General features: G+C 69.9%; 26 protein-coding genes. 16 read left to right on the top strand and 10 right to left on the bottom strand.

The annotated features are described in order from the left end of the window. Positions 1–87 precede the first annotated feature (87 nt). From ACGFYY_RS19360 to pgi, 5 genes are all read left to right on the top strand, one after another. Positions 88–1302: a phosphoglycerate kinase gene (locus ACGFYY_RS19360; protein ID WP_393710798.1), complete on the top strand. Its 1215-nt coding sequence runs from the start codon at positions 88–90 to the stop codon at positions 1300–1302. Positions 1303–1308: 6 nt separating this feature from the next. Further along, complete coding sequence (gene tpiA, locus ACGFYY_RS19355; RefSeq protein ID WP_365265478.1) at positions 1309–2085, top strand: triose-phosphate isomerase; 777 nt, start codon at positions 1309–1311, stop codon at positions 2083–2085. A gap of 130 nt (positions 2086–2215) precedes the next feature. Then, positions 2216–2446 carry a preprotein translocase subunit SecG gene (secG, locus tag ACGFYY_RS19350; protein ID WP_030720398.1) on the top strand — a complete coding sequence of 77 codons (231 nt, stop codon included), beginning with the start codon at positions 2216–2218 and terminating at the stop codon, positions 2444–2446. Between the two features lie 209 nt (positions 2447–2655). Then, positions 2656–2991 (top strand): RNA polymerase-binding protein RbpA, encoded by a 336-nt coding sequence (locus ACGFYY_RS19345; protein ID WP_010352468.1) that lies wholly within the window; start codon positions 2656–2658, stop codon positions 2989–2991. 149 nt (positions 2992–3140) lie between these two features. Further along, positions 3141–4796, top strand: coding sequence for a glucose-6-phosphate isomerase (gene pgi, locus ACGFYY_RS19340; protein ID WP_365265604.1), 1656 nt, complete (start codon positions 3141–3143; stop codon positions 4794–4796). 61 nt (positions 4797–4857) lie between these two features. On the opposite strand, the gene pgl is transcribed toward pgi, so the two are convergent. The 5 genes from pgl to tkt form a co-directional block, all read right to left on the bottom strand. Beyond that, positions 4858–5640 (bottom strand): 6-phosphogluconolactonase, encoded by a 783-nt coding sequence (pgl, locus tag ACGFYY_RS19335; RefSeq protein WP_252310532.1) that lies wholly within the window; start codon positions 5638–5640, stop codon positions 4858–4860. Positions 5641–5869: 229 nt separating this feature from the next. Next, complete coding sequence (opcA, locus tag ACGFYY_RS19330; RefSeq protein WP_393710795.1) at positions 5870–6907, bottom strand: glucose-6-phosphate dehydrogenase assembly protein OpcA; 1038 nt, start codon at positions 6905–6907, stop codon at positions 5870–5872. Then, complete coding sequence (gene zwf, locus ACGFYY_RS19325) at positions 6904–8430, bottom strand: glucose-6-phosphate dehydrogenase (protein ID WP_030720386.1); 1527 nt, start codon at positions 8428–8430, stop codon at positions 6904–6906. The genes opcA and zwf overlap by 4 nt, the downstream gene beginning before the upstream one ends. A gap of 5 nt (positions 8431–8435) precedes the next feature. Next, positions 8436–9554, bottom strand: a complete 1119-nt coding sequence (tal, locus tag ACGFYY_RS19320; RefSeq protein WP_393710792.1) for a transaldolase — start codon at positions 9552–9554, stop codon at positions 8436–8438. A 34-nt stretch (positions 9555–9588) separates the two neighbouring features. Next, complete coding sequence (gene tkt, locus ACGFYY_RS19315) at positions 9589–11673, bottom strand: transketolase (RefSeq protein ID WP_393710790.1); 2085 nt, start codon at positions 11671–11673, stop codon at positions 9589–9591. A 333-nt stretch (positions 11674–12006) separates the two neighbouring features. Here tkt and ACGFYY_RS19310 point away from each other — a divergent pair, with 333 nt between their 5' ends. From ACGFYY_RS19310 to ACGFYY_RS19300, 3 genes are all read left to right on the top strand, one after another. Further along, positions 12007–12948: a heme o synthase gene (locus ACGFYY_RS19310; protein WP_365265489.1), complete on the top strand. Its 942-nt coding sequence runs from the start codon at positions 12007–12009 to the stop codon at positions 12946–12948. Positions 12949–12972: 24 nt separating this feature from the next. After that, complete coding sequence (locus ACGFYY_RS19305; RefSeq protein WP_365265491.1) at positions 12973–13338, top strand: hypothetical protein; 366 nt, start codon at positions 12973–12975, stop codon at positions 13336–13338. A 127-nt stretch (positions 13339–13465) separates the two neighbouring features. Then, entirely contained in the window at positions 13466–14557 is a 1092-nt protein-coding gene (locus ACGFYY_RS19300) for an amidohydrolase (protein WP_393710787.1), read from the top strand. A 3-nt stretch (positions 14558–14560) separates the two neighbouring features. Here ACGFYY_RS19300 and ACGFYY_RS19295 read toward each other — a convergent pair whose 3' ends face one another. From ACGFYY_RS19295 to ACGFYY_RS19280, 4 genes are all read right to left on the bottom strand, one after another. Next, positions 14561–15529 carry a heme A synthase gene (locus ACGFYY_RS19295; protein ID WP_393710917.1) on the bottom strand — a complete coding sequence of 323 codons (969 nt, stop codon included), beginning with the start codon at positions 15527–15529 and terminating at the stop codon, positions 14561–14563. Positions 15530–15554: 25 nt separating this feature from the next. Next, positions 15555–16688, bottom strand: coding sequence for a hypothetical protein (locus ACGFYY_RS19290; protein WP_365265497.1), 1134 nt, complete (start codon positions 16686–16688; stop codon positions 15555–15557). A gap of 67 nt (positions 16689–16755) precedes the next feature. Continuing rightward, the gene (locus tag ACGFYY_RS19285) at positions 16756–17538 is read right to left on the bottom strand and encodes an ABC transporter permease (RefSeq protein ID WP_393710785.1); all 783 of its coding nucleotides are present in this window, start codon (positions 17536–17538) and stop codon (positions 16756–16758) included. Beyond that, positions 17535–18461 carry an ABC transporter ATP-binding protein gene (locus tag ACGFYY_RS19280; RefSeq protein WP_365265501.1) on the bottom strand — a complete coding sequence of 309 codons (927 nt, stop codon included), beginning with the start codon at positions 18459–18461 and terminating at the stop codon, positions 17535–17537. The genes ACGFYY_RS19285 and ACGFYY_RS19280 overlap by 4 nt, the downstream gene beginning before the upstream one ends. Positions 18462–18873: 412 nt before the next feature. Here ACGFYY_RS19280 and ACGFYY_RS19275 point away from each other — a divergent pair, with 412 nt between their 5' ends. The 8 genes from ACGFYY_RS19275 (at position 18874) to ACGFYY_RS19240 (ending at position 25474) form a co-directional block, all read left to right on the top strand. After that, positions 18874–19635, top strand: a complete 762-nt coding sequence (locus ACGFYY_RS19275; RefSeq protein WP_365265503.1) for a metalloregulator ArsR/SmtB family transcription factor — start codon at positions 18874–18876, stop codon at positions 19633–19635. Then, entirely contained in the window at positions 19632–21047 is a 1416-nt protein-coding gene (gene sufB / locus ACGFYY_RS19270; protein ID WP_030762516.1) for a Fe-S cluster assembly protein SufB, read from the top strand. The genes ACGFYY_RS19275 and sufB overlap by 4 nt, the downstream gene beginning before the upstream one ends. Before the next feature lie 81 nt (positions 21048–21128). Next, positions 21129–22307 (top strand): Fe-S cluster assembly protein SufD, encoded by a 1179-nt coding sequence (gene sufD / locus ACGFYY_RS19265; RefSeq protein WP_365265505.1) that lies wholly within the window; start codon positions 21129–21131, stop codon positions 22305–22307. Then, positions 22307–22624 (top strand): bifunctional 3-phenylpropionate/cinnamic acid dioxygenase ferredoxin subunit, encoded by a 318-nt coding sequence (locus ACGFYY_RS19260; RefSeq protein ID WP_030388907.1) that lies wholly within the window; start codon positions 22307–22309, stop codon positions 22622–22624. The genes sufD and ACGFYY_RS19260 overlap by 1 nt, the downstream gene beginning before the upstream one ends. A 7-nt stretch (positions 22625–22631) precedes the next feature. After that, positions 22632–23396 (top strand): Fe-S cluster assembly ATPase SufC, encoded by a 765-nt coding sequence (gene sufC, locus ACGFYY_RS19255; RefSeq protein ID WP_109782220.1) that lies wholly within the window; start codon positions 22632–22634, stop codon positions 23394–23396. After that, the gene (locus tag ACGFYY_RS19250) at positions 23393–24649 is read left to right on the top strand and encodes a cysteine desulfurase (protein WP_030762523.1); all 1257 of its coding nucleotides are present in this window, start codon (positions 23393–23395) and stop codon (positions 24647–24649) included. The genes sufC and ACGFYY_RS19250 overlap by 4 nt, the downstream gene beginning before the upstream one ends. Before the next feature lie 22 nt (positions 24650–24671). Next, complete coding sequence (gene sufU / locus ACGFYY_RS19245; RefSeq protein WP_150256905.1) at positions 24672–25133, top strand: Fe-S cluster assembly sulfur transfer protein SufU; 462 nt, start codon at positions 24672–24674, stop codon at positions 25131–25133. After that, positions 25130–25474, top strand: coding sequence for a metal-sulfur cluster assembly factor (locus ACGFYY_RS19240; RefSeq protein WP_030009139.1), 345 nt, complete (start codon positions 25130–25132; stop codon positions 25472–25474). Before sufU ends, ACGFYY_RS19240 begins: the two co-directional genes overlap by 4 nt. Positions 25475–25569: 95 nt before the next feature. Here the strand turns inward: ACGFYY_RS19240 and ACGFYY_RS19235 are convergent, their stop codons facing one another. Then, a complete protein-coding gene (locus ACGFYY_RS19235) occupies positions 25570–26736 on the bottom strand; it encodes a hypothetical protein (RefSeq protein WP_393710779.1) in 1167 nt (388 codons plus the stop codon). Between the last annotated feature and the right edge of the window lie 25 nt (positions 26737–26761).

Here is a 26761-nt window from a genome sequence, read left to right as displayed (position 1 = left end):
CGCGACGAAGCGCCGCACGGGCCCTGTTGCTTGCCTCGTTATCCTTCCTCGCCCTTCGAGTGAAGGCTCAAAGGAGTAGAAATACACATGAAGACGATCGATGAACTGCTCGCCGACGGCGTCAAGGGCAAGCGGGTCTTCGTCCGCGCGGACCTGAACGTCCCGCTGGCCGAGGGCACCATCACCGACGACGGCCGCATCCGCGCCGTCCAGCCCACGATCGCGAAGCTCGCCGAAGCCGGCGCCCGCGTCATCGTGGCCTCGCACCTGGGCCGCCCCAAGGGCACCGGCGTCGAGCCGGCGTTCTCGCTCGCCCCGGCCGCCACGCGCCTCGGCGAACTGCTCGGTACGGACGTCGCGTTCGCCACCGACACCGTCGGCGCCTCCGCCAAGGAGACCGTCGCGGCTCTCACCGACGGCCAGGTCGCCGTCATCGAGAACCTGCGCTTCAACGCCGGCGAGACGTCCAAGGACGACGCCGAGCGCGGCGCCTTCGCCGACCAGCTCGCCGAGCTGGCCGACGTCTACGTGGGCGACGGCTTCGGCGCCGTGCACCGCAAGCACGCCTCGGTCTTCGACCTGCCCGCCCGCCTCCCGCAGGCGGCCGGCTACCTCATCGCCACCGAGGTCGGCGTCCTGAAGAAGCTCACCGCCGAGGTCGAGCGCCCGTACGTGGTGGTCCTGGGCGGCGCCAAGGTCTCCGACAAGCTCGCCGTGATCGACGAGCTGCTCGGCAAGGCCGACCGCATCCTCATCGGCGGCGGCATGGCCTACACCTTCCTCTACGCCAAGGGCTACGAGGTCGGCATCTCCCTGCTCCAGAAGGACCAGGTGGAGGTCGTCAAGGAGTACATGAAGCGCGCCGAGGACACCGGGGTCGAGCTGGTCCTCCCGGTCGACGTCCTGGTCTCCGCGGAGTTCCCGGACCTCAAGGGCAAGACCCCGGCCACCTTCGAGATCGTCGACGCGGACAAGATCCCCGCCGACAAGGAGGGCCTGGACATCGGCCCGAAGACGCGCGAGCTCTACGCGTCGAAGATCGCCGACGCCAAGACCGTCTTCTGGAACGGCCCGGTGGGCGTCTTCGAGCACCCCGACTACGCCGGGGGCACCACGGCCGTCGCCCAGGCCCTGCTCGACAGCAGCGCCTTCACCGTCGTCGGCGGTGGCGACAGCGCCGCCGCGGTCCGCATCCTGGGCTTCGACGAGAATGCATTCGGCCACATCTCGACCGGTGGCGGCGCCTCCCTCGAATACCTCGAGGGCAAGACGCTCCCCGGCCTCGCCGCCCTGGAGGGCTGAACCCGTATGACCACGCGCACCCCGCTCATGGCGGGCAACTGGAAGATGAACCTCAACCACCTGGAGGCCATCGCCCACGTCCAGAAGCTCGCCTTCGCCCTCGCCGACAAGGACTACGACGCCGTCGAGGTCGCGGTCCTGCCGCCCTTCGTCGACCTGCGCTCGGTCCAGACCTTGGTCGACGGCGACAAGCTGAAGATCAAGTACGGCGCCCAGGACATCTCCGCGCACGACTCCGGTGCCTACACCGGTGAGATCTCCGGCCCGATGCTGTCGAAGCTGAAGTGCACGTTCGTGGCCGTCGGCCACAGCGAGCGCCGCCAGTACCACGGCGAGACCGACGAGATCTGCAATGCCAAGGTCAAGGCCGCCTACCGGCACGGGATCACCCCGATCCTGTGCGTCGGCGAGGGCCTGGACGTCCGCAAGGCCGGCGAGCAGGTCGCCTACACCCTGAGCCAGCTCGACGGCGGCCTGGAAGGCGTCCCGGCCGAGCAGGTCGAGTCCATCGTGATCGCCTACGAGCCCGTCTGGGCCATCGGGACCGGCGAGGTCGCCACCCCCGACGACGCCCAGGAGGTCTGCGGGGCGATCCGCGGCCGTCTCGCCGAGCTGTACTCGCAGGAGCTGGCCGACAAGGTCCGCATCCAGTACGGCGGCTCCGTGAAGTCCGGGAACATCGCGGCGATCATGGCTCAGCCCGACGTCGACGGCGCCCTGATCGGCGGCGCGGCGCTGGACGCGGAGGAGTTCGTCAAGATCGTCCGCTTCCGCGACCAGTGAGTATGCGGTAGGGCGGATCCGTCGTACCCTTGCGGGGGCCAGAGGCTGATGCATCAGCCCCTGGCCCCCGTGCACCTCTCGCAAAGCCGGAAAGCCCGAAAAAGCCAGAAAGTAGGAATCAGCCGTGATTATGGGGTTCTCGATCGCCCTGATCGTCTTCAGCGCCCTGCTGATGCTGCTCGTGCTGATGCACAAGGGCAAGGGCGGCGGCCTCTCCGACATGTTCGGCGGCGGTATGCAGTCGTCGGTCGGCGGTTCCTCCGTCGCGGAGCGCAACCTCGACCGCATCACCGTGGTCGTCGGTCTGCTGTGGTTCGCGTGCATCGTCGCGCTCGGCCTGCTGACGAAGTCGAGCACCTGACCGTTCTGGCCATTCCGGCAGTCCGGTCGGCACCGCCCGGCCTATCATGAGGTCCTGCGCCCTGGTTGCGGAACGAGTTATTCTGCTCCCCCCACCCGAGGGGATGATCCCTCCGCACACTGAACGCGAGTTGGGCGTTACGTACCCGGGGCGTTTCAGCAGAAATGCCCTCACGCTTGGCGGCACCATCACGCAGGGGAGTTACGACCGTGGCAAGTGGCAACGCGATCCGTGGTAGCCGGGTCGGAGCGGGGCCGATGGGTGAGGCGGAGCGCGGCGAGTCCGCGCCCCGCCTGCGCATCTCCTTCTGGTGCTCGAACGGGCACGAGACACAGCCGAGCTTCGCCAGCGACGCGCAGGTGCCGGACACCTGGGACTGCCCGCGCTGCGGGTTCCCGGCCGGTCAGGACCGGGACAACCCGCCCGCGCCGCCCCGCACCGAGCCCTACAAGACGCACCTGGCGTACGTACGGGAACGGCGCTCGGACGCCGACGGCGAGGCGATCCTCGCCGAAGCGCTCGCCAAGCTCCGCGGCGAGATCTGAGCCGGCTCGAAGAGTGTGACGTGAGGCCCGGTCCCACAGGAACTTCTCCTGTGGGACCGGGCCTCTTTGTGTGCGTTCTGCCGCTTCTGATCCCTTAGGTTGGAGCCGGCGGGGCACGACAGGACGGAAGAAGTGGGTTGATGTCCGAGATGAACGCAGGCACGCGTACGAAGCTGAACCGGACGCCGGAGTGGCTGGCACTCGGCAAGCACCGGGAGGAATTCGGGCAGACGCATCTGCGGGAACTTTTCCAGGAGAATCCCGGCCGCGGCGCCGGCTACACCCTGCAGGTCGGGGACCTGCACATCGACTACTCGAAGCACCTCGTCACCGACGAGACGCTCGCGCTGCTCCACGAGCTGGCCGACGCCACGGGCGTGGCCGAGCTGCGCGAGGCGATGTTCCGCGGCGAGAAGATCAACACGACCGAGGACCGGGCGGTGCTCCACACCGCCCTGCGCGCACCGGCCGACGCGGTCGTCGAGGTGGACGGCGAGAACGTCGTCCCCGAGGTGCACGCCGTCCTCGACAAGATGTCGGCGTTCGCCGACCAGATCCGGTCCGGAGCGTGGACCGGCTTCACCGGCAAGCGCATCCGCAACGTCGTCAACATCGGCATCGGCGGCTCCGACCTCGGCCCGGCCATGGCGTACGAGGCCCTGCGCGCCTTCACCGACCGCGATCTGACGGTGCGCTTCGTCTCCAACGTCGACGGCGCCGACCTGCACGAGGCCGTGCGCGGCCTGGACCCGGCCGAGACGCTGTTCATCATCGCCTCCAAGACCTTCACCACCATCGAGACCATCACCAACGCCACCTCGGCGCGCGGTTGGCTGCTCGCCGGGCTGGGCGGGGACCAGGCCGCCGTGGCCCGGCACTTCGTGGCGCTGTCGACCAACGCCGAGAAGGTCACCGCGTTCGGCATCGATCCGGCCAACATGTTCGGGTTCTGGGACTGGGTCGGCGGACGCTACTCCTTCGACTCCGCCATCGGCCTCTCGCTGATGATCGCGATCGGCCCGGACGCCTTCCGCGAGATGCTCGGCGGCTTCCACGCCATGGACGAGCACTTCCGTACGGCGCCCGCGCACGAGAACGCGCCGCTGCTGATGGGCCTGTTGGGGATCTGGTACGGCGCCTTCTTCGACGCCCAGTCGCACGCGGTGCTCCCGTACAGCCACTACCTCTCCCGGTTCACGGCGTACCTGCAGCAGCTCGACATGGAGTCCAACGGCAAGTCCGTGGACCGCGAAGGCAATCCGGTGGAGTGGCAGACGGGCCCGGTGGTCTGGGGCACGCCCGGTACCAACGGCCAGCACGCCTACTACCAGTTGATCCACCAGGGGACGAAGGTGATCCCTGCGGACTTCATCGGCTTCGCCCGGCCGGTGGCGGAGCTGGAGGCGGCCCCGGCGGCCCAGCACGACCTGCTGATGGCGAACTTCTTCGCACAGACCCAGGCATTGGCCTTCGGCAAGACGGCGGACGAGGTACGTGCCGAAGGCGCCCCGGAGTCGCTGGTCCCGCACAAGACCTTCCACGGGAACCACCCGACGACCACCATCCTGGCCGGTGAGCTGTCCCCGTCGGTGCTGGGCCAGCTGATCGCGCTCTACGAGCACAAGGTGTTCGTCCAGGGCGCGGTGTGGAACATCGACTCCTTCGACCAGTGGGGCGTCGAGCTCGGCAAGGTGCTCGCCAAGCGCGTCGAGCCCGCGCTGAGCGAGGGAGCGGACGTGCCGGGGCTGGACGCCTCGACGAAGGCCCTGGTGGCCACGTACCGGAAGCTGCGCGGCCGCGGCTGATCCGGATACGCGTAAGGGCCCGCCTCCCGGTACCGGGAGGCGGGCCCTTACGCGACGGCCGTCAGGAGGAGGCCGGGGGGTACATCCCGGTCGGGAGCTTGGCCGCCGCCGCGCGGTCCAGGAGCCACAGGGTGCGGGAGCGGCCGTACGCCGCCGCGGCCGGGGCCTGGACCTCGCCCGCGCCGCCGAGCGCCAGCGAGACCGCCCCGGCCTTGTCCTCACCCGCGGCCAGCAGCCAGACCTCACGGGCCGCCCGGATCGCCGGGAGCGTGAGCGAGATCCGGGTGGGCGGGGGCTTCGGCGCGCCGTGCACGCCGACCACCGTGCGCTCGGTCTCGCGGGCCGCCGGGTGCTCCGGGAACAGCGAGGCCACATGGGTGTCCGGGCCCACGCCCAGCATCAGTACGTCGAAGGTGGGGACCGGACCGTGGTCCTCCGGGCCGGCCGCCTTCGCCAGCTCTGCCGCGTAGGCGGCGGCCGCGGCGTCCACGTCGCCCCCGTACGGGCCGTCCGACGCGGGCATCACGTGCACGCGCGCGGGGTCCACCGGGACCGCGTCCAGGAGGGCCTCACGGGCCTGGGTGTGATTGCGCTCGGGATCGTCGGCGGGAACGTACCGCTCGTCGCCCCACCACAGGTCCAGCCGCGACCAGTCGATCGCGTCCCGAGCCGGTGCGGCGGCCAGTGCCGCGAGCAGGCCGTTGCCGTTGCGTCCGCCGGTGAGGACCACGGACGCCGTGCCGCGGGCCGTCTGCGCGTCCACGATCTTCGTGATGAGCCGGGCCGCGGTGGCCTGGGCCATCAGTTCCTTGTCCCGGTGGACGACGACCTGGGGAGTCGTCATACCCATGTTGCTGCCGCCTTCTTGGTAGTGCGGGTGGTGCGGGTACCGCTGCGCGGAGCCGTCCCCGCCCCGCCCTTTCTCCCCCAGCCACCGCTGGGAGGCGCCCCCGGTTTCCCGGGCGCTGCCCGGACCCGGTCCTCAAACGCCGGACGGGCTGAAGAATCAGCCTCGCCGGCGTTTGAGGCGCGGGGTCTGGGGCGGAGCCCCAGCAGCGGACCCGCCGGGGTCTCTACTTGGCCTTGGCCCTCTTGGGCTTCGGAGCCGGAACCGGATCCGGGGCCTGCTCCGTCGGAGCGTCGGCCGGCGTCGGCTCCGCCGGGGCCGCCTCCGCCGGGGCCGCCGACGCCTCCAGTCGTGCCACGCCGAACTTCAGCGAGGCCTCGTACGTGTTGTCCGGGTCCAGCCGGCGCAGCTCCTCCGCCAGGAGCTCGGCCGTGTCGCGGCGCTTGAGCGCCACCGCGCGGTCGGGCTGCCCCGGCATGCACAGCGTGGCCAGCGCGCCGTCCGCCCGGTCCAGGACGATGTCGCCGTCCTTGGTGGTCAGACGTACCGCCGTCAGGCCGGGGCCCGACGACAGCGTGCGCTTGACGGGGACCTGGAGCCGGTCCGCCAGCCACATGGCCAGCAGTTCGCAGCTCGGGTTCTCGTCCTCGCCCTCGACGGTCGCCGAGACGACCGACAGGGCCTGCTGGTCCAGAGCCGCGGCCAGCATGGAGCGCCACGGGGTGATCCGGGTCCACGACAGGTCCGTGTCCCCGGGGGCGTACGCCCCCGCCCGGCCGCCGAGCGCCCTGATCGGGTCCTCGCAGGAGTACGTGTCCGTGATCCGGCGCTGTCCCAGCGCACCCAGCGGATCGCCCGCCAGGTCCGCCGGGGCACCGTCCGGCCACCAGACGACCACAGGGGCGTCCGGCAGGAGCAGCGGGAGAACCACCGACTGGGCGTGGTCGACCAGTTCGCCGTGAAGGCGGAGCACAACCGTTTCACCGCTGCCGGAGTCCGCCCCGACGCGGACTTCCGCGTCGAGCCGGGCGTCGCGGCGGCTGCGTGGCGAGCGGCTGGCCCGCTTGATGACGACGACGATCCGCGAGGGGTGTTCGTGGGACGCGTCGTTCGCCGACTTGAGCGCGTCGTACGCGTTCTCCTCGTCGGTCACGATCACCAGCGTGAGGACCATGCCGATGGCCGGCGTGCCGATGTCCCGGCGTGCCTGCACCATCGCGGCATTGATCTTGCTGGAGTTGGTCTCCGTGAGGTCGATCTTCATGGCCGGCGCCAGCTCCGTCCGTCTCGTGCGAGCATCTCGTCCGCTTCGACCGGCCCCCAGGTGCCCGACGGGTACTGCGCGGGCTTGCCGTGCTTGTCCCAGTACTCCTCGATCGGGTCGAGGATGTTCCAGGACAGTTCGACCTCCTGGTGACGCGGGAAGAGGTTCGCGTCGCCGAGGAGCACGTCGAGGATGAGCCGCTCGTACGCCTCGGGGCTCGACTCCGTGAAGGACTCGCCGTAGGCGAAGTCCATCGTGACGTCCCGGACCTCCATCGAGGTGCCCGGGACCTTGGAGCCGAAGCGGACCGTCACGCCCTCGTCCGGCTGGACCCGGATGACCAGGGCGTTCTGCCCCAGCTCCTCGGTCGCGCCCGACTCGAACGGCAGGTACGGGGCCCGCTTGAAGACGACCGCGATCTCGGTCACCCGGCGGCCCAGGCGCTTGCCCGTCCGCAGGTAGAACGGGACGCCTGCCCAGCGGCGGTTGTTGATCTCCAGGCGGATGGCCGCGTAGGTGTCGGTCTTCGACTTGGGGTCGATGCCGTCCTCTTCGAGGTACCCGACGACCTTCTCGCCGCCCTGCCAGGCCGCCGAGTACTGCCCGCGCACGGTGTGCTTGCCCAGGTCCTCCGGCAGCTCCACGGCGGTCAGCACCTTGAGCTTCTCCGCCACCAGCGCCTTGGGGTGGAAGGAGCCGGGCTCCTCCATCGCGGTCAGCGCGAGCAGCTGCAGCAGGTGGTTCTGGATGACGTCACGGGCGGCGCCGATACCGTCGTAGTACCCGGCCCGGCCGCCGATGCCGATGTCCTCCGCCATCGTGATCTGCACGTGGTCGACGTACGACCGGTTCCAGATCGGCTCGAACATCGTGTTGGCGAAGCGGAGCGCCAGGATGTTCTGGACGGTCTCCTTGCCGAGGTAGTGGTCGATCCGGAAGACCTCGTCGCGCGGGAAGACCTCGTGGACGACCTTGTTGAGTTCCTCGGCGCTCTTCAGGTCGTGTCCGAAGGGCTTCTCGATGACGGCACGCCGCCAGGAGCCCTCCTTCTGCGCCAGCCCGTGGTCCTTGAGCTGCTGGACCACCTTGGGGAAGAACTTGGGCGGGACGGACAGGTAGAAGGCGAAGTTGCCGCCCGTACCCTGCGCCTTGTCCAGCTCCTCTATGGTCGCCTTCAGCGTCTCGAAGGCGGCGTCGTCGTCGAAGTCGCCCGAGACGAAACGGCAGCCCTGCACGAGCTGCTGCCACACTTCCTCGCGGAAGGGCGTCCGGGAGTGCTCCTTGACGGCGTCGTGGACCACCTGCGCGAAGTCCTCGTCCTGCCACTCGCGACGGGCGAACCCGATCAGCGAGAAGCCTGGCGGAAGCAGGCCTCTGTTGGCCAGGTCGTAGACGGCAGGCATCAGCTTCTTGCGCGACAGGTCACCCGTAACGCCGAAAATGACCAGGCCGGACGGCCCCGCGATGCGCGGGAGCCGCCGGTCCTGTGCGTCACGAAGCGGGTTCGCTCCGTTTACAGACAAGGTGTTCAGGCCTCCGTGGGGGCGAGGCGCTCAAGCTCCGCCTCGGTCGACTTCAGCAGGTCGTTCCAGGACGCCTCGAACTTCTCGACGCCCTCGTCCTCGAGCAGCTGCACCACATCGTCGTACGAGATGCCCAGCTTCGCGACCGCGTCGAGCTCGGCGCGCGCCTGCTCGTAGCTGCCGCGCACGGTGTCGCCCGTGATCTGCCCGTGGTCGGCGGTGGCCTCCAGGGTGGCCTCCGGCATGGTGTTCACCGTGTTCGGGGCGACCAGGTCGTCCACGTACAGGGTGTCCTTGTACGCCGGGTCCTTGACGCCCGTCGAGGCCCACAGCGCACGCTGCTTGTTGGCGCCGACACGCTCCAGGGCGGTCCAGCGCTCCGAGGAGAAGACCTCCTCGTAGGCCTCGTAGGCCAGACGGGCGTTGGCGAGCGCCGCCTTGCCCTTGAGGGCCTTCGCCTCGTCGGTGCCGACCGCGTCGAGGCGCTTGTCGATCTCCGAGTCCACACGGGACACGAAGAAGGAGGCGACCGAGTGGATCAGGGAGAGGTCCAGGCCCGCGGCCTTGGCCTTCTCCAGACCCGACAGGTACGCGTCCATGACCTCGCGGTAGCGCTCCAGCGAGAAGATCAGCGTGACGTTGACGCTGATCCCCTTGCCGATGACCTCGGTGATCGCCGGCAGGCCTGCCTTGGTCGCCGGGATCTTGATGAGCGTGTTCGGACGGTCCACCAGCCAAGCGAGCTGCTTGGCCTCGGCGATGGTCGCCGGGGTGTTGTGCGCCAGACGCGGGTCGACCTCGATCGACACACGGCCGTCCTGGCCGTCGGTGCGGTCGTAGACCGGGCGCAGGATGTCGGCGGCGTCCCTGACGTCCGCCGTCGTGATCATGCGCAGGGCCTCTTCCACGGTGACCTTGCGGGTCGCGAGGTCGGTGAGCTGCTGCTCGTAGCCCTCGCCGCCGCTGATGGCCTTCTGGAAGATCGCCGGGTTGGTGGTGACACCGACCACGTGCGACTGGTCGATGAGCTCGGCCAGGTTGCCGGACGTGATGCGCTTGCGGGACAGGTCGTCCAGCCAGATCGCGACGCCTTCGTCGGAGAGGCGCTTGAGTGCGTCTGTCATGGGATTACATCTCCTACTTGGTTCCGGACCGGCGTCAGCGCGCGGCGGCGAGGGATTCGTTGGCGGCGGCCACCACGTTCTCGGGGGTGAAACCGAACTCGCGGAAGAGCACCTTCGCGTCAGCCGAGGCACCGAAGTGCTCCAGCGAGACGATCCGGCCGGCGTCGCCGACGTAGCGGTGCCAGGTCAGGCCGATGCCCGCCTCGACCGCGACACGGGCCTTCACCGACGGCGGCAGGACGCTGTCCTTGTACTCCTGGTCCTGCTCCTCGAACCACTCGACGGACGGCATCGAGACGACCCGGGTGGGAACGCCCTGGGCCTGGAGCTGCTCACGGGCCTCGACGGCGAGGTGCACCTCGGAGCCGGTACCGATGAGGAGGACCTGCGCCGGGCCGCCCTCGGCCTCGAACAGGACGTAGCCGCCCTTGGCGGCCGCCTCGTTGCGCTCGTAGGTCGGCACACCCTGGCGGGTCAGCGCGAGGCCGTGCGGGGCGCCCTTGCCGAAGACCTTGGTGTGGCGGCGCAGGATCTCGCGCCAGGCGATGGCGGTCTCGTTGGCGTCGGCCGGGCGGACGACGTTCAGGCCCGGGATGGCGCGCAGCGAGGCGAGGTGCTCGACCGGCTGGTGGGTCGGGCCGTCCTCGCCCAGACCGATGGAGTCGTGCGTCCACACGTACGTCACCGGCAGGTGCATCAGCGCGGAGAGGCGGACGGCGTTGCGCATGTAGTCGGAGAACACCAGGAAGGTGCCGCCGTAGATGCGGGTGTGGCCGTGCAGCGCGATGCCGTTCATGGACGCGGCCATGGCGTGCTCGCGGATGCCGAAGTGGATGGTGCGGCCGTACGGGTCGGCCTCCGGCAGCGGGTTGCCCACCGGCAGGAACGAGGAGTCCTTGTCGATGGTGGTGTTGTTCGAGCCGGCCAGGTCGGCCGAGCCGCCCCACAGCTCCGGGATGACCGCGCCGAGCGCGCCGAGGACCTTGCCGGAGGCGGCGCGGGTGGCGACACCCTTGCCGGCCTCGAAGACGGGGAGCTCGTCCTCCCAGCCCGCGGGCAGCTCGTTGGCGTTGATGCGGTCGAACTCGGCGGCGCGCTCCGGGTTGGCGGTGCGCCAGGCGGAGAACTCCTTCTCCCACTCGGCCTTGGCCTCGCGGCCGCGGTCGAGGGCCTTGCGGGTGTGGGCGATGACCTCGTCGGAGACCTCGAAGGTCTTCTCGGGGTCGAAGCCGAGCACGCGCTTGGTGGCCGCGACCTCGTCGTCGCCGAGCGCCGAGCCGTGGGCGGCCTCGGTGTTCTGGGCGTGCGGGGCGGGCCAGGCGATGATCGAGCGGGCCGCGATGAAGGACGGGCGGCCGGTCTCGGCCTTGGCGGCCTGGAGGGCGGCGAAGAGCGCCTTCGGGTCGAGGTCGCCGTTCTCCTGCTGCGCGACGCGCTGGACGTGCCAGCCGTACGCCTCGTAGCGCTTGAGGGTGTCCTCGGAGACGGCTGTCTCGGTGTCACCCTCGATGGAGATGTGGTTGTCGTCCCACAGGAGGACGAGGTTGCCGAGCTTCTGGTGGCCGGCCAGCGCGGACGCCTCGTGGGAGATGCCCTCCTGGAGGCAGCCGTCGCCCGCGATCGCGTAGATCATGTGGTCGAACGGGGAGGTGCCCGGGGCGGCCTCCGGGTCGAACAGGCCGCGCTCGTAGCGCGAGGCCATGGCCATGCCCACCGCGTTGGCGATGCCCTGACCGAGGGGGCCGGTGGTGGTCTCGACGCCCTTGGTGTGGCCGTACTCCGGGTGGCCGGGGGTCTTGGAACCCCAGGTGCGGAACGCCTCGAGGTCCGCGAGCTCCAGCCCGAACCCACCGAGGTAGAGCTGGGTGTAGAGCGTCAGGGACGAGTGCCCCGCGGAGAGCACGAAGCGGTCGCGGCCCACCCACTCGGGGTCCGCCGGGTCATGCCGCATCACCTTCTGGAAGAGGGTGTACGCGGCGGGGGCCAGGCTCATCGCCGTACCGGGGTGGCCGTTTCCGACTTTCTGGACCGCGTCGGCGGCCAGGATGCGGGCGGTGTCGACGGCCCGCTGGTCCAGTTCGGTCCACTCGAGCTCTGTGGTGGTCGGCTTGGTGCTCACCGTGGGTCAGGGCTCCTCTCCACATGTATGAATCCCGGTGACGAACGGTGCACCGGCGCGATTCCGAGCCTACCCCCGCAACGGCGTGCAGCTATTCGAGTGCAGGCAGTCCGTCACCGCGCCGCCGACCCCTGTTCACCCGCCCACGGGTGTCCGGCGTGGCCTGTGCCCCGTATATATGCACGGTCCGATCGGCCCAACACGAAGCGACCCCGGCGCGGGGCGACGTAAGCGCAACGTCTACAGTGGCGTGGTACGCGCAAGCCTTAACCGGGCCTTCATGTTGTGAACGGCCCGAGTCGGAGCTTGCTGGATTCTCTCTCAGGGGTGTGCGTGACGGCCGTCGAATCCCGTCCAGCGGGGGTGCTCGGGACGAGCCCCGGTCAGCGGCCGCTCGGGACCCGCGTCATGGCTTTCGTGGCATTGACCAAGCCGCGGATCATCGAACTTCTGCTGATCACCACAGTGCCGGTGATGTTCCTCGCCGAGCAGGGTGTGCCGTCGATGTGGCTGGTCCTCGTGACCTGCTTCGGCGGCTACTTGTCGGCGGGCGGCGCCAACGCGCTGAACATGTACATCGACCGCGACATCGACGCGCTGATGGACCGGACCTCGCAGCGCCCGCTGGTGACCGGCATGGTCAGCCCGCGGGAGTGCCTGGCCTTCGGCCTCACGCTCGCGGTCGTCTCCACGCTCTTCTTCGGGCTGCTCGTCAACTGGCTGTCGGCGGCGCTGTCACTCGGGGCGCTCCTCTTCTACGTCGTGATCTACACGATGCTGCTGAAGCGGCGCACCGCGCAGAACATCGTCTGGGGCGGTATCGCCGGCTGCATGCCGGTGCTGATCGGCTGGTCGTCCGTCACGAACTCGGTCTCCTGGGCCGCGGTCATCCTCTTCCTCGTCATCTTCTTCTGGACGCCGCCGCACTACTGGCCGCTGTCGATGAAGGTGAAGGACGACTACGCGCGCGCCGGTGTGCCGATGCTCCCGGTCGTCGCGGGCAACAAGGCCGTGTCGCGCCAGATCGTCCTCTACAGCTGGGTGATGGTGGCGGTCTCGCTGCTGCTGACCCCGCTGGGCTACACGGGCTGGTTCTACACCGCGGTCGCGCTGGCGGCGGGTGGCTGGTGGCTGTGGGAGGCGCACGCGCTGCACGCACGCGCCAAGGCGGGTGTCACGGGCGGCAAGCTCAAGGAGATGCGCCTGTTCCACTGGTCGATCACCTATGTGTCGCTGCTGTTCGTGGCGGTGGCCGTGGATCCCTTCCTCCACTGATTACTCGCCGGTAGCATGGGCTCCATGGGAGACACCGCAGACACCGCCGCCGCGGACACCGCTGGCGCCGCGGAGAAGAAGCAGGACCGTAGGGCCGCCAAGCTGGCCAAGCAGATCGGCGCGTTCGCCAAGCAGCACGGCGGCGCCGAGGGTCAGCTCGCCCACATCGGCCAGGCCGGCACCCGGATCGTGCTCGTGGGTACGGACGGCGGCTGGGGCGACCTGGTGGCCCCCACGTTCGCGGTCGCGCAGCTGGCCGCGGAGAAGGCCGGGCTCACCCTGCACGACGAGTTCGACGGGGAGTTCGCCGCGCGTGTGCGCACCGGCCCGTACGAGTGGACGCGGATGGCCGGCATCCAGATCGGCGGAGCCGAGAACCCGGCGGCCTGACCCCCGGAAAAGGTCCGGGGGACCCAGGAGTGCCGTCTCGGTCAACAGCCCGAGCAACACCTCACACCCCGCTCACCCGTTAGGACGTGTGGAAGCCCCTTCCTCACGTCCGCAACGGGATGCCCGGATGATCGAAACGCCGCCCCTGGTGGATCAGTACTGTCACGGAGTACTCCGTACGGAGCTGGGCCTGGGCACCTTCGAGGCCCAGCTGACGCGCTCGGCCGGCCCGCCCGCCGCGGGCACCACCTTCTTCGACACGCAGACCGGCTTCGCCGTGCGCCGCTGGTGCCCGCCGCTGCTGGGGCTGGAACCGCACGCCGCCCCCGCCCGCTATCTGGCGCGGCGGCGCGAGCTGGGCGTGGCCGAGACCACCCGACGGCTGCTGAGGGGGTCGGGCGTCACGGCCTATCTGGTCGACACCGGGGTGCCCGGGGACCTCACCGGGCCCAAGGAACTGGCGCTCGCCGGCGACGCCGAGACCTTCGAGTCGGTCCGGCTGGAGTTACTGGCCGAGCAGGTCGCCGACACCTCCGGGACGGTGGGTTCCTTCCTCACCAATCTCGCCGAGGCCGTCCACCACGCCGCCACCGGGGCCGCGGCCTTCAGCTGCGCCACGGCCTTCACCCGCGCGGACGTCCCGGCCGTCGCACCCGAGCCGCCCGGTCCCGGCGCGGTGCGCGGGGCGGCCGGGCGGTGGCTGGCCGGGCGGGCGCGGGGCGGAGCCGTGGGGGACCCGGTACTCCTGGCCCACCTGCTGTGGAGCGCGGTGGTCTCGGGGCGGCCGCTCCAGCTGCACACGGACGACGCCGACCCGGCCGCGCTGACCAGGTTCGTACGGGCCACCGCGGGCCTCGGTACCCGGCTGGTACTGCTCGGCGGCTATCCGCACCACCGCCGCACCGCGCAGCTCGCGGCGGCCTTCCCGCACGTGTACGCCGATACGGGCACGGCCCTCGGGCGGACGGGGGCGCGAGCGGCCGCGGTCCTGGCGGAGCTGTTGGAGATCGCGCCGTTCGGGAAGGTGCTGTTCTCCAGCGGGGGCCGGCAGCTGCCCGAACTGCACGCGGTGGGCGCCCTGGTGTTCCGCGAGGCGCTGGGCCGGGTGCTGGGCGGCTGGGCCGCCGAGGGCTCCTGGGCCTGGCGGGACGCGGAACGGGTGGCCGCCCTGGTCGCGGCGGGCAACGCCCGCCGCGTCTACCGTCTGGACGGCCCCTAGGGATCAGGCGGCGGAGAGCTGCGGGTCGCTCTGGGCGGGGATCTCCGCCTGCTCGGACGGCCGCTCGCGCAGGCTCAGGGCGATCCGGACCACGGCGATCCACACCAGGCACGAGCCGAACATGTGCGCGGCGACCAGGGCCTCGGGGACCTGGGTGGCGTACTGCACATAGCCGATCGCCCCCTGGGCGAGCAGCACGATCAGCAGGTCACGGGCGCGGGCCCGGGTGTCGGCGGGAGCGTCCACGACACGCAGGACCAGCCACAGCGCGATACCGAGCGCGCACACCACCCAGGCGGCGACGGCGTGCACGTGGGCGGTGGTGTCCCAGTCGAAGGGCATCCGCTTGATCTCGCTGCTGTCGCCGGCGTGCGGACCGGAACCGGTCACGACGGTGCCCGCCGCGATCAGGACGAGGGTGGTCGCGAGCAGGGCCCACGACAGTTTGCGCACCGGGCCGGGTACGCGCGGCTTGGGGGCGCCGTCGCCCTCGCGGGTGCGCTGCCAGGTGACCGTCGTCACCGTGATCAGGGCGGTGGCGAGCAGGAAGTGCCCGGCCACGCTGTACGGGTTGAGCCCGGTGAGGACGGTGATCCCGCCGAGCACGGCGTTGGCCATCACGATCGCGAACTGGACCCAGCCGAGCTGCGTCAAGGAGTGCCGCCAGGGCTTGGCCGAGCGGGCGGCGATGATTCCCCAGCCGACGGCCGCGCTGAGCACGTAGGTCAGCATGCGGTTGCCGAACTCGATGGCGCCGTGGAAGCCCTGCTCCTGCGTCACGATCAGGCTGTCGTCGGTGCACTTGGGCCAGGTGTCGCAGCCGAGGCCTGAACCGGTCAGCCGTACCGCGCCGCCGGTGACGACGATGACCACGCTCATGACGAGCGCGGCGAGTGCGGCCCGCTGGACGGTCCGGGGTGACGGGGTCCAGCGGCTGGCGATGTGGGCGAGGGGGTTCAACACGCCCCATATCGTAGGCGACCACTTGTGCAAAGTTTCACGAGGGGGTGGTCAAGGGTGCGTCCGGCCCCACGGTCAGCCGGTACCGCGCTCCCGCGGGGTCTCCCTCCTCGTGCCACCACAGGAGGACGCGCCAATGGGCGCCGTCGCCCGGGTGGTCCGCCGAGTCGACGAATCCCCGCACCAATTCGTCCGCTACATCCCGAGCCGTCCGATTCCTGACTTCTGTGGTGCTGTGCCAGGGGTGGCCCAGTGTGTTCCACAGCCCGTCAGGTCCGCGCACCTCGAAGCGCCACACCGCGAGCCAGGGGGTGACCTCCAGCATCGTGCGGACCTGTTCGGCGTCGAGTCCCAGCCGGGCCGCGATCGCCGGCTCCGCCACCCCATGGATACGGGCGGCCACCACGGCCCGGGGGAGCAGTCGTTCGGGCAGCAGCCCCTGGGTGCGCAGGCTGATCAGCGAGCCGAAGGTCAGGAAGCGCAGCCGCAGTTCCAGCTGGCGGCCGATGTGGTCGAGGGCCTCCTCGGCCTCCCCGGACTCCTCCGCGGCCGGGTCGGCGAGCAGCAGCTGCCGGAAATCGGACTCGGCGGCCACGGCCCAGGCCACGGCCTCCTCGGCGAACCCCAGCTCGGCGAGGCGGTCCCCGAGGAAGACCTTGGCCTGGGCCAGGCCCCGCCGGTTGACCGGATCCCGCTGGTCCAGGCCCGCCCACACCTCCACCGCGGCACGGGTCAGATCGCGGGCGCGCTCACCGGCCGCCCGTTCCATGGCGCTCGGTCCCTCGCCGACGGCCGGGCCCAGCGGGTGCTTCGGCAGCCGGGCCCCGTCGCTGAGCGGCCAGGACAGCCAGACCCCGTGGTTGATCAGCCCGCGGGCGTACCAGCGGGCGAACTCGGGGGAGTGCCCGGCCGCCCGCTCGGAGCTGCGTAACCCCTCCTCGATCGTGGCGAGGGCGCCGGCCCGGTCCCCCGCGGCGAACCGCAGGGCGGCCCGGTCGGCGAGGCGCAGCCCGAGCAGTGCGGTGCACCGCGGGTCGTCCGGGAACGGGCGCAGGGCGCCGATCAGCTCGTCGAGGAGCCGCGCCCGCTCGGCGGGCTCCGCGTGCTCCACCCCCGACCGCACGCGTGCCCATCGCTCGTCCAGCCGTAGAACGGCGTCCCGCTGCACCATGTCCGCCCCCCGGCTTCATGTGTGAGGGGCCCATCCTCGCGGCATCGCCGTCAGGAGGGGAGGGATTTCATTCCCAGCGGAAGAGCCGCGCGGCGGCGCCCAGACCGAGTACGGCCCAGCCCGCCAGTACGGCCACGTCGCCCCACGGGAGCGAGGCCCCGTGCCGGAGCACCTCGCGCAGCCCGTCGGACAGGGCCGAGATGGGCAGCAGCTCCAGGAGCGATCGCACGACGTCCGGGAACTTCTCCAGGGGCACGATCACCCCGCCGCCGACCAGCAGCAGCAGGAAGACCAGATTGGCGGCGGCCAGGGTCATCTCGGCCTTGAGGGTGCCCGCCATCAGCAGGCCGAGGCCGGAGAAGGCGGCGGTGCCCAGCAGGATCAGCGCGGCCACCGACAGCGGGTCGCCCTGCGGGGACCAGCCCAGCGCCAGCGCGATCACCGTCAGCAGGGCGATCTGCAGCACCTCGGTGAACAGCACCGACAAGGTCTTGGCGGCCATCAGGGCCCAGCGCGGCAGCGGGGAGGCCCCCAGCCGCTTGAGGACCCCGTAGCGGCGGTCGAAACCGGTGGCGATGGCCTGGCCGGTGAAGGCGGTGGACATCACGGCGAGGGCCAGGATCCCCGGCGCCAGGAAGTCCACGGACCTCTCGCCGCCCCCCTCTTCGATGGGCACAGTGACGATGTCGACCGCGGAGAAGAGGGTCAGCAGCAGCGCCGGGATGATCACGGTGAGCAGCAGCTGCTCACCGTTGCGCAGCAGCATCCGGGTCTCCAGCGCCGTCTGCGCGAGGATCATGCGGGACACGGGCGCGGCCCCCGGGCGGGGGGTGAACGTACCGGCGCTCATGCGCGCAGCTCCTTACCGGTCAGTTCCAGGAACACGTCTTCGAGGGTGTGCCGCTCCACGGTGAGGCTGCTCGGCATCACGCCGTGCTGCGCGCACCAGGAGGCGACGGTGGCCAGCAGCTGCGGGTGGACGTCGCCGGTGACCCGGTAGACGCCCGGGGTGAGCTCGGCCGCCTCGGTGCCGTCGGGCAGCGCCTTCAGCAGCGAGGCGAGGTCGAGGGAGGGGCGGCCGGTGAAGCGCAGGGTGTTCTCGGCGCCGCCGCGGCACAGCTGCTCGGGGCTGCCGTGGACGACGACCCGGCCCGCGTCCACGATGGCGACCTCGTCGGCGAGCTGCTCGGCCTCGTCCATGTGGTGCGTGGTGAGGACGACGGTGACCCCGTCGGCGCGCAGCTCCCGTACGAGGTCCCAGGTCGCGCGGCGGGCCTGCGGGTCCAGGCCGGCGGTGGGCTCGTCGAGGAAGACCAGCTCGGGGCGGCCGACCACGGCCATGGCCAGGGCCAGGCGCTGCTGCTGGCCGCCGGAGAGCCGGCGGTAGGGGGTGCGGCCGCAGCCGCCGAGTCCGAGGCGTTCCACCAGGGTGTCCGGGTCGATCGGGTCGGCGTACAGCTTGGCCATGTGGCGGAGCATCTCGACGGCGCGGGCTCCGGAGTAGACGCCTCCGGACTGGAGCATCACGCCGATGCGCGGGCGCAGGGCCTCGGCCTGGGCGACCGGGTCGAGGCCGAGGACGCGGACGGTGCCGGCGTCGGGGCGCAGGTAGCCCTCGCAGGTCTCCACCGTGGTCGTCTTGCCCGCGCCGTTGGGACCGAGGACCGCGGTGACGGAGCCGCTCCGGACGGTGAGGTCCAGGCCGTCCACCGCGGTCTTGGTGCCGTACCGCTTCACCAGTCCGCGGATCTCCACGGCGGGGTCGTTGCTCATGGGGGGTGAGTCTACGGAGCCCGGGGAGGGGTCGTGGGTGCCGGGGTCATGGCCTCTCGGTCCCCGGTTCGTCGCCGGTTCGTCGTCTGTCCGCCCCTGGTCCGTGGCCGGAGAATCGAACGCCGCATCATGAATGCGGCTCTTTTCGCTCCGCCGGTCCTGGAAGTGTCGGCATGTTTCCGTGATCTTTTCCGGACGTCGTCCTTCCCGGTGCCAAGGAACCGCCACGGGCACGGGTTCGCTGGTGGGAGGCGGTGCGCGGGCTCGGTGGGGGCCTTCGGGAAGATAGCGGAATGTCCTCGTCCGAATAACTCTCCGTCGATAAATAAGGTGACCCTTAGTGATGGAGGCCACCAGGGGTGGCGTCCATCACGGCTTGTCGTCGCTCGGTTAATTACGCAACAATGGCGTTGTGAAATACGGCGAACGGCAGATCGACACCCCTCAGGGGGAGCTCGGCACCGGGGAGCGGTCAACCCGCAACCGCGTGGCGCGCTCGATCCTGGACCACGGTCCGTCCACCGTCGCCGACCTCGCCCAGCGTCTCGGCCTCACCCAGGCCGCCGTCCGCCGCCACCTCGACACGCTCGTCACCGACGACGTGGTCGAACCCCGTGAGCAGCGTGTGTACGGAGCGCGCACCAGGGGTCGGCCCGCCAAGGTCTTCGCGCTCACCGACTGCGGCCGCGACGCCTTCGACCAGTCCTACGACACGCTCGCCGCGGACGCCCTGCGCTGGATCGCGCAGTCGGTCGGCGGCGGCGAGCAGGGCGAGGTGGCCGTCGCCGCCTTCGCCCGGTCACGGATGGAGACGCAGGCGCGGGCCTACCAGGAGGCCGTCGAGGCCGCCGCCCCGCAGGAGCGGACGGAGGCCCTTGCCAGGGCGTTGACCGCGGACGGGTACGCTGCTACGGCGAAGAGCGCTCCCGGTCCGCACAGCGGTGAACAGCTCTGCCAGCACCACTGCCCGGTCGCACACGTCGCCGAGCAGTTCCCGCAGCTCTGCGAGGCGGAGACCGAGGTCTTCTCCCGCCTGCTCGGGACCCATGTGCAGCGCCTCGCCACGATCGCCCATGGCGACGGGGTGTGCACGACGTTCATTCCGCGTAGCGCGAGCACCACACAGACCGACACATCAGTATCTGCAAGTACGGCCGGGAGGAACCCCGCATGACCACGGAGATCGCTCACCCTGAGCTCGATGGCCTGGGCACCTACGAATACGGCTGGGCCGACTCCGACGCGGCCGGCGCCGCTGCCAAGCGGGGTCTCTCCGAGGATGTCGTCCGCGACATCTCGGCGAAGAAGTCCGAGCCGGAGTGGATGCTGAAGCTCCGCCTCAAGGGCCTGAAGCTGTTCGACAAGAAGCCCATGCCGAACTGGGGTTCCGACCTCTCCGGCATCGACTTCGACAACATCAAGTACTTCGTGCGTTCCACCGAGAAGCAGGCCGCTTCGTGGGAGGACCTGCCCGAGGACATCAAGAACACGTACGACAAGCTCGGCATCCCCGAGGCGGAGAAGCAGCGCCTCGTCGCCGGTGTCGCGGCCCAGTACGAGTCCGAGGTCGTCTACCACCAGATCCGTGAGGACCTGGAGGAGCAGGGCGTCATCTTCCTCGACACGGACACCGCGCTCAAGGAGCACCCGGAGCTCTTCCAGGAGTACTTCGGCACGGTCATCCCGGTCGGCGACAACAAGTTCGCGTCGCTGAACACCGCGGTGTGGTCCGGCGGCTCCTTCATCTACGTCCCCAAGGGCGTGAAGGTCGACATCCCGCTCCAGGCCTACTTCCGTATCAACACGGAGAACATGGGCCAGTTCGAGCGGACGCTGATCATCGTCGACGAGGACGCCTACGTCCACTACGTCGAGGGCTGCACCGCCCCGATCTACTCCTCGGACTCGCTGCACAGCGCCGTGGTCGAGATCATCGTCAAGAAGGGCGGCCGCTGCCGCTACACGACGATCCAGAACTGGTCGAACAACGTCTACAACCTGGTCACCAAGCGCGCCGTGGCGTACGAGGGCGCGACCATGGAGTGGATCGACGGCAACATCGGTTCCAAGGTCACCATGAAGTACCCGGCCGTCTACCTGATGGGCGAGCACGCCAAGGGCGAGACCCTGTCGATCGCCTTCGCGGGCGAGGGCCAGCACCAGGACGCCGGCTCCAAGATGGTCCACATGGCGCCGAACACCTCCTCGAACATCGTCTCCAAGTCGGTGGCCCGAGGCGGCGGCCGCACCTCGTACCGAGGCCTGGTCGAGATCGGCGAGGGCGCCCACGGCTCGAAGTCCAACGTGCTGTGCGACGCGCTCCTGGTCGACACCATCTCCCGCTCGGACACGTACCCCTACGTGGACGTCCGCGAGGACGACGTCTCCATGGGCCACGAGGCCACGGTCTCCAAGGTCTCCGACGACCAGCTCTTCTATCTGATGAGCCGCGGTATGACGGAGTTCGAGGCCATGGCCATGATCGTGCGCGGCTTCGTCGAGCCCATCGCGCGTGAGCTGCCCATGGAGTACGCCCTGGAGCTGAACCGGCTGATCGAGCTGCAGATGGAGGGATCGGTCGGCTGACCGCCGGTCGCGCGGCATCCCCCGCCGCACATCCATCTACGTAGGCAGTGTTCTTCAAAGAGAGTGAGCAAGACGACAGCCATGGCTGAGGCTCAGAACATTCCGGCGGGTTCGACCACCGCCGGCGCGATCGCGGTGGCCGCCGAGTCCACCGTCGCCACCCGGATGAGTGCGCCCCCGTCGTTCGACGTGGCGGACTTCCCGGTTCCGAACGGCCGCGAGGAGGAGTGGCGCTTCACGCCGCTCGCCCGCCTCAAGGGCCTGCACGACGGCACCGCGGTCGCCAACGGCACCATGAAGGCCCAGATCGACGCGCCCGAGGGCGTCACGGTCGAGTCGGTGGAGCGCGGCGACGCGCGCATCGGCAAGGCCGGCACCCCGGTGGACCGGGTCGCCGCCCAGGCGTTCTCGTCCTTCGCCAAGGCCACGGTCGTCACCGTGCCCAAGGAGACGGTCCTGACCGAGCCGGTGCGCGTGACGCTGCACGGCGAGGGCGGCACCACCTTCGGCCACACCGTCTTCGACGTGCAGGCCTTCGCCGAGGCCGTCATCGTCATCGACCACACCGGTGACGGCGTGCGCGCCGCCAACGTCGACTTCCTGGTCGGCGACGGCGCCAAGCTCACCGTCGTGTCCGTGCAGGACTGGGACGACACCGCCGTCCACTGCTCCCAGCACAACACGCTGGTCGGCCGCGACGCGACCTTCAAGTCGATCGTGGTCACCTTCGGCGGCGACGTCGTCCGCCTCCACCCGCGGATCAGCTACGCGGGCCCCGGCGGCGAGGCGGAGCTCTTCGGCCTGTACTTCACGGACGCCGGCCAGCACCAGGAGCACCGCCTCCTGGTCACGCACGACGCCCCGCACTGCAAGTCGAACGTGGTCTACAAGGGCGCGCTCCAGGGTCAGGACGCCCACGCGGTCTGGATCGGTGACGTGCTCATCGAGAAGACCGCCGAGGGCACCGACACCTACGAGATGAACCGCAACCTCGTCCTCACGGACGGTGCGCGGGTCGACTCCGTGCCGAACCTGGAGATCGAGACCGGCGAGATCGTCGGCGCCGGCCACGCCTCCGCGACCGGCCGCTTCGACGACGAGCAGCTCTTCTACCTGCAGGCCCGTGGCATCCCGGCCGACGAGGCCCGCCGCCTGGTCGTCCGCGGCTTCTTCGCGGAGCTCGTCCAGCAGATCGGTGTCGACGACATCGAGGAGCGTCTGCTCGCCAAGATCGAGACCGAGCTCCAGGGTTCCGTCTGATGAATTACGTCAAGGCCTGCGCGCTCAGCGAGCTGGAGGAGGACACCCCGAAGCGGGTGGAACTCGACGGCACGCCGGTGTCCATCGTCTCCACCGAGGGGGAGGTGTTCGCGATCAACGACATCTGCTCGCACGCGAACGTCTCGCTCTCGGAGGGCGAGGTCGAAGACTGCATGATCGAGTGCTGGCTGCACGGGTCGGCCTTCGACCTGCGCACCGGCAAGCCCTCGGGTCTGCCCGCGACGCGCCCCGTACCCGTATACCCCGTAAAGATCGAAGGGGACGACGTGCTCGTCTCCCTCACCCAGGAGTCCTGAGGTATCCATGGCAACGCTTGAAATCCACGACCTGCACGTCTCCGTCGAGGCCGAGAACGGCGCCCGCGAGATCCTCAAGGGCGTCGACCTCACCGTCAAGCAGGGTGAGACGCACGCCATCATGGGTCCGAACGGCTCCGGCAAGTCCACCCTGGCGTACTCGCTCGCCGGTCACCCGAAGTACACCATCACCGGTGGCACCGTGACCCTCGACGGCGAGGACGTCCTGGAGATGTCCGTCGACGAGCGCGCCCGCGCCGGCGTCTTCCTCGCGATGCAGTACCCGGTCGAGGTCCCCGGTGTCTCGGTCTCCAACTTCCTGCGCACCTCGGCCACCGCGATCCGCGGCGAGGCGCCGAAGCTGCGTACCTGGGTGAAGGAGGTCAAGTCCGCGATGGAGCAGCTCCAGATGGACCCGTCCTTCGCCGAGCGCAACGTCAACGAGGGCTTCTCCGGCGGTGAGAAGAAGCGCCACGAGATCCTGCAGCTGGAGCTCCTGAAGCCGAAGATCGCGATCCTCGACGAGACCGACTCCGGCCTCGACGTCGACGCCCTGCGCATCGTCTCCGAGGGCGTCAACCGCGTCCGCGAGACCGGTGAGGTCGGCACCCTGCTGATCACCCACTACACGCGCATCCTGCGCTACATCAAGCCCGACTTCGTGCACGTGTTCGCGAACGGCCGTATCGCCGAGTCCGGTGGCGCCGAGCTCGCCGACCAGCTGGAGGCCGAGGGCTACGACAAGTACGTGAAGGGTGGCGCGACCGCGTGACACAGCTGCCTGGCCTCCTCGACATCGAGGCGATCCGCAAGGACTTCCCCCTGCTGGATCGTGTGGTCCACGACGGGAAGAAGATCGTTTACCTGGACAACGCTGCGACCTCGCAGAAGCCGCGCCAGGTGCTCGACGCGCTGAACGAGTACTACGAGCAGCACAACGCCAACGTCCACCGTGGCGTGCACGTGCTGGCCGAGGAGGCCACGGCGCTGTACGAGGGCGCTCGCGACAAGGTCGCCGCCTTCATCAACGCGCCGAGCCGCGACGAGGTGATCTTCACCAAGAACGCCTCGGAGTCGCTCAACCTGGTCGCGAACATGCTCGGCTGGGCGGACGAGCCCTACCGGGTCGACCGCGAGACCGAGATCGCCATCACGGAGATGGAGCACCACTCCAACATCGTGCCGTGGCAGCTGCTCTCGCAGCGCACCGGCGCGAAGCTGAAGTGGTTCGGCCTCACCGACGACGGCCGGCTCGACCTGTCCAACATCGAAGAGGTCATCACGGAGAAGACGAAGATCGTCTCCTTCACGCTGGTCTCCAACATCATGGGCACGGTCAACCCGGTCGAGGCGATCGTCCGGCGCGCCCAGGACGTCGGCGCCCTCGTGCTGATCGACGCCTCCCAGGCCGCCCCTCACATGCCGCTGGACGTGCAGGCGCTCGGCGCCGACTTCGTGGCCTTCACCGGCCACAAGATGTGCGGCCCGACCGGCATCGGCGTCCTGTGGGGCCGCCAGGAGCTCCTGGAGGACCTGCCTCCGTTCCTCGGTGGCGGCGAGATGATCGAGACCGTGTCGATGCACGCCTCGACCTACGCCCCGGCCCCCCACAAGTTCGAGGCGGGTACGCCCCCGATCGCCCAGGCCGTCGGCCTCGGCGCGGCCGTGGACTACCTGACCGCGATCGGCATGGACAAGATCGCCGCGCACGAGCACGCGATCACCGAGTACGCGATCAAGCGTCTCGCGGAGGTGCCCGACCTGCGGATCATCGGCCCCACCACGGCCGAGGACCGCGGCGCCGCGATCTCCTTCGTGCTGGGTGACATCCACCCGCACGACGTCGGTCAGGTGCTGGACGAGCAGGGCATCGCGGTCCGCGTGGGACACCACTGCGCGCGCCCCGTCTGCCTGCGCTACGGAATTCCTGCGACGACGCGAGCGTCTTTCTACCTGTACTCCTCTCCGGCCGATGTCGACGCGCTGATCGACGGGCTGGAGCACGTACGGAACTTCTTCGGCTGACGGACGAGGCGACGAGGACGCAGTGAAGCTGGATTCGATGTACCAGGAACTGATCCTGGACCACTACAAGCACCCGCACGGGCGTGGCCTGCGCGACGGCGACGCCGAGGTGCACCACGTCAACCCGACGTGCGGTGACGAGATCACGCTGCGCGTGAAGTACGACGGCGAGACGCTGACCGACGTCTCCTACGAGGGCCAGGGCTGCTCCATCAGCCAGGCCAGCGCGTCCGTACTGAACGAGCTGCTCGTGGGCAAGGAACTGGCCGAGGCGCAGAAGATCCAGGCTGTCTTCCTGGAGATGATGCAGTCCAAGGGCAAGATCGAGCCCGACGAGGCCATGGAGGAGGTGCTGGAGGACGCGGTCGCGTTCGTCGGCGTCTCCAAGTACCCGGCTCGTGTGAAGTGTGCTCTGCTGAGCTGGATGGCGTGGAAGGACGCGACGGCCCAGGCTCTGGGCGGCGCGGAGAGGGAGACGGCATGACCGAGAACGCGACGCCCGAGGCGTCGATCAAGCCGGCCACCGAGGAGGAGGTCCGCGAGGCCCTCTACGACGTGGTCGACCCCGAGCTGGGCATCGACGTCGTCAACCTGGGCCTGATCTACGGCATCCACATCGACGACGCGAACATCGCCACCCTCGACATGACCCTGACGTCGGCGGCCTGCCCGCTGACGGACGTCATCGAGGACCAGGCGAAGTCGGCGACGGACGGCATCGTGAGCGAACTTCGGATCAACTGGGTCTGGATGCCGCCGTGGGGCCCGGACAAGATCACGGACGACGGCCGCGAGCAGCTCCGCGCGCTCGGCTTCAACGTCTGAGCGGTTCTGAGGTTCTGAGTTTCTGCATGAGGAAGGGCCCCCGGCATGGCGCCGGGGGCCCTTCCTCGTGTCCGCGCCGCGGCCCGTCGGGCCGCTCAGTCGTCCGTCGGCTTGTTCGGCAGGGTGTTCGGCAGGGTGTCGGGCCGGGTGTCCGGCTCCGGGTCGGGTTGCCGTTCCGGCCGGTCCGGGTGCGCGAGGGTGGGTGCTTCCGCATCCGCATCCGCGTCCGTGAGCGTGGGCGCGAGCGTGGGTGCGTCCGCGTCCGTGGACGTGGGCGCGGAGGTAGGTGCGGGTCCGGCGGCGGGGGCCTGCGCGGCGAGTTCGGCGAGGAGGGCCTGGGCGAGGTTCTCGCGCCGGATCCGCTGGTCCACGTACAGCAGATTGCTGAACAGCTGGGTGTACCCGATCTGGAACATCTGGCTCATGCCGGCGCCGACCATGATGCACAGGAAGGCGAACGCGAGGGCGACGATCATGCCCGTCGTCGGGCCGGCCCCCTCCGCCCCCTCGCCCGCCTCGGCCATGATCGGGATCATCCCGAACGTGCCGACGAGCTGGAAGGGCATCTGGATCATGTAGGCGATGCTCATCGCGATCATGCTGCCGACCAGGGTGATGCCGAAGATCCGCCACCAGTCGCCCTTGACCAGCGCGGCCGAGCGGCGCAGCGCGGCGACGGGACCGGCCTTCTCCATGACCGCCACGGCGGGGGCCAGGCTGAGCCGGGTGCCGAGCCAGACGGATACCGGGATGGCGGGCAGGAGGAGCAGGGGCAGGAGGAGCAGTGCCCCGGGGGAAGGATCGTCGGCGGAGAGGGAGAAGATCAGCACCGGAATCCACACCACCAGGGCGGCGAGCACGGGAGCGCCCGCGATCAGTCCGGTGAGCACCTGCGCGCCCAGCACGGAGGGAGTCCGCCGCAGGGCCGTGCGCCACATCGCACGGAAGGTGGTCGGCCGGCCGACGACCGCCTCCTGGAGGATCGCCGGACACACCGCGGTGATCACGGCCATGCTCAGCAGCCCCACCGCGAACAGCAACACGAACAGCGTGATGGCGGCGACGAGGAACGGGGTGAGGTGCTCGGCCGCCGGGTCCTGGCCGTAGGGCGGGTCGAAGACCGGTTCGATGTGGTCGTACACCGCGGCGACGGCGATGCCCACCAGCAGGGCCATGACCGGCAGGCACAGGCCCAGCACGGCCAGCATCACGCCGGCGAGCTGCTTCCAGTAGCGGCCGAACGTGGCGAAGGAGGCGCTCACGACCTCCCCGAGGCCCAAGGGCTTC

Source organism: Streptomyces sp. NPDC048331, assembly GCF_043201215.1.
In the GTDB taxonomy this organism is placed as follows: Bacteria; Actinomycetota; Actinomycetes; order Streptomycetales; family Streptomycetaceae; genus Streptomyces.
This window is presented reverse-complemented; position numbering and strand designations above follow the sequence as displayed.

Bases quoted from the DNA above. Each gene is read 5' to 3' on its own strand.
- ACGFYY_RS19360 (WP_393710798.1), top strand. From the start codon at position 88: ATGAAGACGATCGATGAACTGCTCGCCGACGGCGTCAAGGGCAAGCGG.
- tpiA (WP_365265478.1), top strand. From the start codon at position 1,309: ATGACCACGCGCACCCCGCTCATGGCGGGCAACTGGAAGATGAACCTC.
- secG (WP_030720398.1), top strand. From the start codon at position 2,216: ATGGGGTTCTCGATCGCCCTGATCGTCTTCAGCGCCCTGCTGATGCTG.
- pgi (WP_365265604.1), top strand. From the start codon at position 3,141: ATGAACGCAGGCACGCGTACGAAGCTGAACCGGACGCCGGAGTGGCTG.
- pgl (WP_252310532.1), bottom strand. From the start codon at position 5,640: ATGACGACTCCCCAGGTCGTCGTCCACCGGGACAAGGAACTGATGGCC.
- opcA (WP_393710795.1), bottom strand. From the start codon at position 6,907: ATGAAGATCGACCTCACGGAGACCAACTCCAGCAAGATCAATGCCGCG.
- tal (WP_393710792.1), bottom strand. From the start codon at position 9,554: ATGACAGACGCACTCAAGCGCCTCTCCGACGAAGGCGTCGCGATCTGG.
- ACGFYY_RS19305 (WP_365265491.1), top strand. From the start codon at position 12,973: ATGGGAGACACCGCAGACACCGCCGCCGCGGACACCGCTGGCGCCGCG.
- ACGFYY_RS19300 (WP_393710787.1), top strand. From the start codon at position 13,466: ATGATCGAAACGCCGCCCCTGGTGGATCAGTACTGTCACGGAGTACTC.
- ACGFYY_RS19290 (WP_365265497.1), bottom strand. From the start codon at position 16,688: ATGGTGCAGCGGGACGCCGTTCTACGGCTGGACGAGCGATGGGCACGC.
- ACGFYY_RS19285 (WP_393710785.1), bottom strand. From the start codon at position 17,538: ATGAGCGCCGGTACGTTCACCCCCCGCCCGGGGGCCGCGCCCGTGTCC.
- ACGFYY_RS19280 (WP_365265501.1), bottom strand. From the start codon at position 18,461: ATGAGCAACGACCCCGCCGTGGAGATCCGCGGACTGGTGAAGCGGTAC.
- sufB (WP_030762516.1), top strand. From the start codon at position 19,632: ATGACCACGGAGATCGCTCACCCTGAGCTCGATGGCCTGGGCACCTAC.
- sufD (WP_365265505.1), top strand. From the start codon at position 21,129: ATGGCTGAGGCTCAGAACATTCCGGCGGGTTCGACCACCGCCGGCGCG.
- ACGFYY_RS19260 (WP_030388907.1), top strand. From the start codon at position 22,307: ATGAATTACGTCAAGGCCTGCGCGCTCAGCGAGCTGGAGGAGGACACC.
- sufC (WP_109782220.1), top strand. From the start codon at position 22,632: ATGGCAACGCTTGAAATCCACGACCTGCACGTCTCCGTCGAGGCCGAG.
- ACGFYY_RS19240 (WP_030009139.1), top strand. From the start codon at position 25,130: ATGACCGAGAACGCGACGCCCGAGGCGTCGATCAAGCCGGCCACCGAG.